The following is an 8232-nucleotide window of genomic DNA, read 5'->3' as shown; positions in this document are numbered from 1 at the left end:
CTTTCATGTTTTTCTATTCCTATCGCATTATCTAAAAGATAAGCTCTTTTGCCTGTACTTTTGTTCTTGTAGTACCTTCTCTCGTAGTTTACGTCTCCAAAGGGTGTTACGATTGTCCTTTTACAGCCCTTTTGTACCACCTTCCAGTCCTTTCTCTTATCTTTGTCCTTGTATATCTTTTCATCTAGTTCATTTAGTACATCTTGGCATACATCTTTACCTAGATCGCTTAGTACTTCCTTTAGCTCTTGTTCAAATTCAGGGTATGTATAGCTCCCATCTAAAAGCTTAAATATTTTTTCTTCTACAAGCAGGAATTTATCCATTACAAGTCGAATTAGTTCCATAAAGACCTCACCTTTCTATGAGTTTATACTCATCCTGTGGAAAGGATGGTGAGGTCTTTTTTCTACGTCCGAATGAATTTTTCCTGCAAAAAACCTAGAAATATTTTACACTATCAATCAAAGGCATATTTTATCAGCAAGCAACATTTTCGATAAATTTACCTAAAAATTGCCGGCTAAAAGAGGATTCCTTTATAAATATTCCTTTAAGGTATACAGGCGCATTAGATTTTGACAAATCATCTGTAACGGTTTACCTTAACAATATTCCGCTGGCCAGTAAGCTCCTAAGCGAAAAGGGAGCTGAGGAAGACGAGATTAAAGTAAAAATTCCCGAAGAGCTTAGAGACAGCGATTTGTTAGAACTTAAAGTAGTCTTTTATCTTGAGCCCTACGGATTTGACTGTAAAAATCTTAGATACGGAGAAATATGGGCACTAATATCCAAAGATACAACATTTAACTTTCCCCGAGAAATAGCCGAAGGAAGATATCTTGAGTATTATCCGGATATTTTTATAAAAAACGGATCATTGGATGATACTTTGCTTGTACTGCCGGATAAAATAGATAAACAATATCTGACGATGGCTTCGAACATAGTGGCTTTCATGGGACATAATATAAAAGATGTAAAAAATTTGTCAGCAGTCAAAGGTGCAGAACTTGCGGCGACAGATGCCAATATAATAGTGATAGGAACACCGAAAGACAATGCTGCTATTAAAGACTTAAATGATAAACTCTATATAAAGTTTGACGGCAAGTTTGAAAAATTTGAGTCTAGCCCCAAGATGGCGTTGATTGAAGGCTATAATAAAAATCTTGCATCCATCCAGTTGACCACCTCCCCCTTTAATGGTGAAAAACATTTAATGGTTATAACGGCGCCAAAAGAAGAAAATTTGACAGCAGCCGAAATGTATCTTAAAGACTTTACGTTTAATTTAAAACTTAAAGGGGATGCTGCGGTAATCGACAGCGACGGAGATATTTATACTGCTTATTTCGTAAAACCATCACAAGCGCCGAAAGAAAAAACTGCTCAAAGCTCTCCTACCGAAAAAACAAGATTGCAAGATAACCCACAATTTGTAATATATTTGATTTTCTTCATTATGCTTATAATTATAAGTGTCTATGTCTTAATAATTATAAGCCGAAGTAAAGAATAGAAGGCTTAAACCAATAATACGCTGATTATTGAAGCAATAAAATCTCGGCAAGATGCTTTACTTTCAAAAAGTAAAGTGCCTTAAGAATGCATAATAGGCCATCCCTATCTGCTTGAAGGGATGGCCATTACTATTTGTGCCTTCGATGATGTTTTAGTTAACTTTAAGCTCGTATTTCCTGACGCATGAAAAGTGTATAAGTTATCCCGAAGATGATCATTGTTCCCGCTATAAGGCCTGTAAGATGTGGCCATATCAAAAGCAGGCTCTGGCCGAGAGGCAATGAGCCGGGTACGGCGCCGTATGCCTGCTCTAGGAGGACGGGTCCTAATGTTCTGACATTTGGAGAAAGAATAGTAACCGCAGCTTCGCTGTAAAGTGTTGAAGGAGAAAGCCTGCTTATCCCTTGGGACAATTTTATATTATAAAGCTGAGTCAGCACATCTGCTTTATCGGTTACAGGAAATAAAGTATCTGCCACCATGCCTGCAAATATAGGAAGAAATATGGTAAAAAACAGCCATAATGCAATAGTAGAAAGAGCTGAAGTTGCAGTCTGCCGGAAAATAACAGAAAACAACATTGAAAGCGCAACCCAAAAAGCCATATAAACTACACTTAATAGCAAATATATTATAAGCCTTACAACTTCCTCACCTTCCGGCGCGACTCCTGTCAGCACAATACCCATACCTGCCACAAATCCACCTAGAGCAAAGGTCATTAAAGTCAGTATAAAAAGCCGTGCAAAAAACTTTCCGTTGATAACATCATCTCGGTATATGGGCTGTGCCAGCAGCCTTGTGAGTGTTCCGTTAGACTGTTCGGCGTTTATGGCATCAAAACCCATAGAAAGTCCCAGGAGCGGGCCGAGCAGTGACAAAAACCATGTAAAAGAAGGCAGTGAGGTGCCTGAAGTTGTAAATAAGCGAATAAGAATAAAATTTGTTCCCGAATCCTCAGTCAGCGTCCCTATATTAGATATTGCAGAATAAAAAGAAACTACACCCGTAAGAGTAATCAGCGCAAACAAAATAATATATCTTATGCTAGAAAGCTGATCGGCCAGCTCCTTGAAAAATACTACATCTATTCCGCCGAGGATTTCCTTGGAAGTTGATTCGGAAGTATTAATTCCAAAAATGTTTTTCAATTTACTTATCATTTTTTGCACCTTCTTCCTGAAAATACCGACGATAGATGTCGTCAAGGTCTGAGCCTCGTACTTTAACATGATAAATATTCATGCCGCGCTCAACAAGTGCTTTTACTATTTTAGGAGCAAGTTCTTCTCCTGCACCATCGATAATAATCATATCATCCTGAACACTGACGGAATCTACACCCGGCATAGCGCTTATCGCATTATAGGGAAAATCTTCCAGAGGAGTTGCCTTGATTTCCACAGCCCGCTCGCCGCCTATTTTTTGAGCAAGCTCAGAAATAGTGCCTGACGCAACAAGCTTGCCCTTTACAAAAATTCCTACTCTATCGCAAATAGCCTGTACCTGATGAAGGAGATGGGAAGATATTAAAACGGTTTTACCTTCTTTTTTGCCAAGCTCTTTTATAATTTCCAAAAGTTCTGCAGTACCCTCCGGATCAAGACCTAAAGTAGGCTCATCAAGAAATACTACTTCCGGATCCTTTAAAAGCACATCGGCTACGCCGAGACGCTGCCGCATGCCTCTGGAATATTCCCTTACTTTTCTGTCAGCAGCCTCCTTGAGGCCAACCTTGCTTATAAGAAAATCAATTCTCTTTTCCTGCTCCTCTTTTGGAATCCTGTTTAAATTTGCGGTATAATAAAGATTTTCCCTGCCGGTCATATCCCCGTAAAAGCCGATACTGTCAGGCATGTAGCCAACTATTTTTTTAACCAGAATAGGTTCTCGCGCCGGATTTAAACCTGCTACACTGATACTGCCGGAAGTAGGTTCACAAAGCCCCATAAGCATTAATATCGTAGTAGTTTTTCCTGCGCCATTTGGGCCCAGCAAGCCAAAAATTTCACCCTTGCATATCGAAAGATTTAAATTGTCAACTGCTGTGATAGACCCGTACTGCTTTACCAGATTTTGAATTTCAATTATTGTTTGGGTATCCATTGCTATCGCCGCCCGTATTTCCTGAAGGTTGTAACTACCCAAGCTATTACCGCAAAAATTATTACAACTCCTATAAAACCCCACAATGTGGAAGTATGAATAGTCGTCCTAATATCTATGCTATCAGATGTTTCATCAGTAGAAGCGGTTATGGTCACCATGTAATCTCCCGCAATGGCTTTGGCGCTAGGGGTGATAGATGCAGTAACCTGTTTCTTTTCTCCGCTTTTTAGTGTTTCTATGGAATCCGGTTTAAATGCAACAGTCCAGCCTGTAGGCGTACTTGCAGAAAGGTTTATACCATGCAGGTCTGCACTCCCTTGATTTTCCAGTTCTAAAGTTACCGATCCTTCTTTACCTGCTGTAAGATCGGCGTTTAGCCTGTCAGAAGGTGTAGAAAGCTTGAGACGATAAGTACCCGAAATTACTACTTCTAAATCTGCTTTTGCAACTTCGCTTCCATAGACTGCTGCCGCAGTTATTTTATATTTTCCGGCCTTGACTCCTTTTGGCGGCTGCACAACTATATCAAGATCCTGCGATTTGCCTGCCTCTAAACTGAGGCTTGTAATCTGATTGCTTTGGTATGCCGGTTTAAAAGAAACCTGCCAGCCCTCGGGAGCATCAGCGCCAAGAGTGTAGAATCTCGGACGGCCGCTGTTATTGTAAAGAGTGCCTCTAAAACTAAATGTGGCAGTATCCGGCCCTGAAAGAGAAGGGTATTGCACATCTATCTTGTCAGCACCCTCCGCATTGGTATCGATTTTGATGTTTAAGGTTAAAGTAGATGTGCCGCCTGCACCTGAAGCCTGAACTACTAAATTATAGCTGCCATTTTTTGCCTCTGAAGGAATTTGGACACGCAAATCTACTTCTGCATTAACATCTGAAGATGTATATACTCGGTGAACCCTCATACCTTCCCCATAAATTCCAGCTGTCCAGCCGGATGGAATACTTGTTACAGCAATGTCTATAAAGCCAGAACCTTTTATTATAAGAGGAAAAGTTATATTATTGCCGGGCTGTGCTGAAATTCCGGGATATTGAGTATAAATGATTAAACCGTTTGCACCATAAGCTGTTGGACAAAGACCGATTACCAGGATAAGAATTATTGCTGCTAAAATTTTGGTTTTACTCCTTGACATCTTTTTCACCTTCCTTTGAACATAATCTCTAAATAATATTTTAGAGCATAATTTTGAAAAAACTGTGAGGATTTTGTTACAATTTTATAAAGCTGAATAAGAGTGCCGCATAGATATTCCTTAAGGTAACAAGCTGTGCCTTCTCCAAGGTAAAAACTTCTTGCAAGTGGACTATAGCAAGATAATTAAAAGAATAATAACAGAGGGAGCGCAGAGCACAGAGGGACGGTTCTTTTGTGTTGTCTGACAACACAAAAGAACCGTCCCTCTGTGCTCTGCCTCTGTGCTCTGTTGTCAGACAACACAAAAGAACCGTCCTTGTAATATGAGATAGAAGGGTTATCCATTTTTTAATGCAGCAAAACCCGAATATTAGCTTTCTAGTATAGTATAATGTTTTTGAAGGATATTAATGCAACCGTCCCAGGGAAGATTTTTTCTATACCCGGCCTTATAATAATATAAAAATAGTTTACATGGTATAATATATTTAATAAGTTCTTTGTTTAATTGTCATTAAGGGGACTGTGATATTTGAGCTTTGTAAAAAGCGGCAAATAATTCGGATATGCCTAAAAAGAAAAGCTTTAAGAAAAAGAAAGCGAGGCTTGGGTAAATGCTGTGGTGAAAAAAGTATGTGATAAAGTTATATGTAAATCAAAGGAGTATGCAATTATAGATAAAAAAGATTGTTGCCAAATTATGAGAAAATCATTTTATAACCACGAAATTTGGGAAGGGAAATTATGTACAATCTTATAAAAGTCTTTTTGAATGACTACAAACAAAAAAATCGGAAAAGTTTTTATTTAGATGATCTTGAAAAGTTTTTGTTGGAAAAATCAGGAGGATCCTCCGCTTACCATAAAAAGGGCGGCTACCATGGCCTATACGAGGCTTTAGAAACACTCCTGCAAGAAGGATATATAAAACCAATGAAAACCGTGGGATACAATGGCAAATATCCGCCATTGAAACTTCGATGGTACATTACAGAAGATGTGATTACTCCAAGATGGAAGAGTGAAGACATCCTAAGACTGTCCGATTTATTGGACCTTAGTACATATATTAAATATCCGAGGCTGCAAACTGACAGAGAATGGCAATTTATTTTACGAATATATGAGTTTTTGCAAAACAGAGACTGGCGAGAGTGGGCAAGTTGCGAGGAAAGGTGTTTAGAGCTTTTTGATAATGAGAAGTTTTTAGACCCAAAAGAAGAACCGGACAACGGAGTAATCAAAAGATTAAAGCTGTCTTATGAAGACCTTAAAATGAAAAAATACGGCCAGATGTTTGCATATTGGAACAGGGGCGTAAGGCAGATTAAAACCGCAATTATTTTGGAAAATCATTCCACATTCTTTACTTTTAAAAGGGCTGCGGCAAAGGGATATGACCTATTTGGCATTATTCCCGACGCCATAATTTACGGTCAAGGCAAGGATATAATAAGCAGCTTTGCTTTCATCCATGAGATTGCCGATATCGGCGGCTTAAAGGTCTTTTATTTTGGGGATATTGACCCGGAAGGTTATATGATTTACAAATCCCTAAGGGAAACATATCCTTCCGTAAATATTTCACTTCAACTAGATGCATATAAAAATTTGTTAGATTTTGGAAAATCTTATCCAATTAAAAAAGCTCAGAATACGAATATCGAAAATTTAAATTTTGTTATAAGTGAGTTTGCCGAAAATAATTATCATGAAACGGTGAAACATCTAAAAAGACTGTGGTATGCAAATCGGAGAATTCCACAAGAGTTTATTACTTATGAATATTTGATAAGGTCAAAGACCGTTCCTGAAAGGGACAAATTGTAGGATACAAGCTGACGGACACGAGACAAGACGCTAAACAGCAGCAGGCCATCATGCCTATGCAACACAGAACATTGAATTATCTGCAATTAGCTAATACATTAATTTTAAGGTGAGTAAAGATGGATAGGGTAGAAAAGGGATTAAAAGATCGATTAAAAAAGACCCAAGCCATTAGGATGCTTGGAACCGGTATGGATGTAGGAGATTTAAACGATTATGCTCATGAGATTTGCCTACTTCTCCTTTTGAAAATCTTTCGCCGGGAAATAACAGAGAATCCAAACAGAACCAGACAGGATCTAATCTATATGACCGAAGAAATATTAAGAGAGATGGATTTTGCGGCCTCAAAAGAGGTGGCAGAACGGCTGGTAGACGGAGTTTTATGGTATAAGGATCCGAATAGGCAGGATCCTTTTTCCTGTTATATTTTTGATGAAGAAACGAGGACCCATGAGCTATATAAATTTCGCTACCTAAAACCCGACAGGGAGCATAGTCAATGGGAAAAGGGCGGTTCCACCGTATATATGCTGACTGAAGAAGCCCAGGAAATTATATTTATAACCAGGGAAATATTGGAGGAATTTGGGTTTGACATTGAGCAGTTCTATACTCTGCAATTAATAAAATCCGGGAATTTTAATAAAGCTCAAAACAGTGTCAGTAATTTAATTGCCAGGGTAAGAACTCTTATACGGCGGGAAAAGGATTACCGGCAGGATGTGCTTAGAAATCCTCAAATAATATTTATGGATAGTAAAAACAGCCGACGAAAGAGTGAAGATGAAATAAAGAGGCAGTTTGAAGACGAGAAGAAGGTATTTGAAGATATGTTTTCATGGAAGAATCGGCTTAATTCTTTTCCTGCTGAGGCCAGAGCAGAGGCAGAGCAGGTATTTGAAAGCCTGGAAGTAGCCAGAGCGCTTCACGATGTACTTGCAAAACTTGTAGTGGAAAATATGGCATTTGAAGTAGAAATCCGGGTTAAGTATCCGGATAGTTTCTGGAAGACTTCCGATTTAACTTTTAAAAAAGATATCTGGCAAAATGTAATTGATAAAAAAGGGCTGGCCAATTTTGATGTATTAGAAAGTCTTTTGAATCCGCTGTTTTCTCCCGAGGTGGATTTCATATATCCATTAGAATGGGCCTGGGAAGAGCAAAAAATCAAAAAAACAGAGACCAATGAAGAGATATATGAGGATTTTGACGAAGAAGAAACCTGGCAGCCAAAATCCGCAGATTGGGATATAATTGTAGAGCTGTGGGAAGACATATTCGATGAACTTATGAAAAATAATGAATTTTCCATAACAGAGTTACAGGATATAGACAGTTTTAAAAAACAAAAATGGCTTATGCAAAAGAAAAATATTGAGCTTTTTATGATGTTTGTAGTGACGGAAGTAGAACTAAAGCTTGAAGAACAAGAAACAAATGATGACAGGCTGGAGCTGTTTCGGCGATTATGTGATAAAAATCCGAAATATAAAAAGCTAATAGGCCGGAGGATATCAAGCGTCAATGAAGAGGATAAAGAACCTCTGAGATGGGAAGAACTTTATGTTTCACCCTATAAGATTAAACTTTTGCCTAGTAAATCAAACTTAGAATAA

Annotated in this window: 7 protein-coding genes; 3 read left to right on the top strand and 4 right to left on the bottom strand. The window is 38.4% G+C overall.

What is annotated here, in order from left to right; all coding sequences use genetic code 11:
* Positions 1-347, bottom strand: a 347-nt coding sequence (locus TSYNT_RS08915) for a UPF0236 family transposase-like protein (protein WP_174221088.1), incomplete at its 3' end; no start/stop codon positions are given.
* 116 nt (positions 348-463) lie between these two features.
* Between TSYNT_RS08915 and TSYNT_RS08910 the strand changes: the two genes are divergently transcribed.
* On the top strand, positions 464-1522 hold the full coding sequence (locus tag TSYNT_RS08910) for a cellulose biosynthesis cyclic di-GMP-binding regulatory protein BcsB (protein WP_083497723.1): 1059 nt from the start codon (positions 464-466) through the stop codon (positions 1520-1522).
* Positions 1523-1685: 163 nt separating this feature from the next.
* Here TSYNT_RS08910 and TSYNT_RS08905 read toward each other — a convergent pair whose 3' ends face one another.
* From TSYNT_RS08905 to TSYNT_RS08895, 3 genes are read right to left on the bottom strand one after another with little or no spacing between them, the layout of a single operon-like run.
* Positions 1686-2687 carry an ABC transporter permease gene (locus tag TSYNT_RS08905; protein WP_059033215.1) on the bottom strand — a complete coding sequence of 334 codons (1002 nt, stop codon included), beginning with the start codon at positions 2685-2687 and terminating at the stop codon, positions 1686-1688.
* Positions 2677-3630, bottom strand: a complete 954-nt coding sequence (locus TSYNT_RS08900; RefSeq protein ID WP_059033213.1) for an ABC transporter ATP-binding protein — start codon at positions 3628-3630, stop codon at positions 2677-2679. Before TSYNT_RS08900 ends, TSYNT_RS08905 begins: the two co-directional genes overlap by 11 nt.
* Before the next feature lie 2 nt (positions 3631-3632).
* Positions 3633-4781, bottom strand: a complete 1149-nt coding sequence (locus tag TSYNT_RS08895; protein WP_059033212.1) for a COG1470 family protein — start codon at positions 4779-4781, stop codon at positions 3633-3635.
* Between the two features lie 746 nt (positions 4782-5527).
* Between TSYNT_RS08895 and TSYNT_RS08890 the strand changes: the two genes are divergently transcribed.
* Both TSYNT_RS08890 and TSYNT_RS08885 read left to right on the top strand, forming a co-directional pair.
* Positions 5528-6613: a Wadjet anti-phage system protein JetD domain-containing protein gene (locus TSYNT_RS08890; RefSeq protein WP_059033209.1), complete on the top strand. Its 1086-nt coding sequence runs from the start codon at positions 5528-5530 to the stop codon at positions 6611-6613.
* A gap of 119 nt (positions 6614-6732) precedes the next feature.
* Positions 6733-8232: a hypothetical protein gene (locus TSYNT_RS08885; protein WP_059033207.1), complete on the top strand. Its 1500-nt coding sequence runs from the start codon at positions 6733-6735 to the stop codon at positions 8230-8232.

The organism is Tepidanaerobacter syntrophicus, from assembly GCF_001485475.2.
Lineage (GTDB): Bacteria > Bacillota > Thermosediminibacteria > Thermosediminibacterales > Tepidanaerobacteraceae > Tepidanaerobacter > Tepidanaerobacter syntrophicus.
The sequence above is the reverse complement of the archived record's forward strand: the minus strand, read 5'-3'. Positions and strand labels throughout refer to the sequence as shown.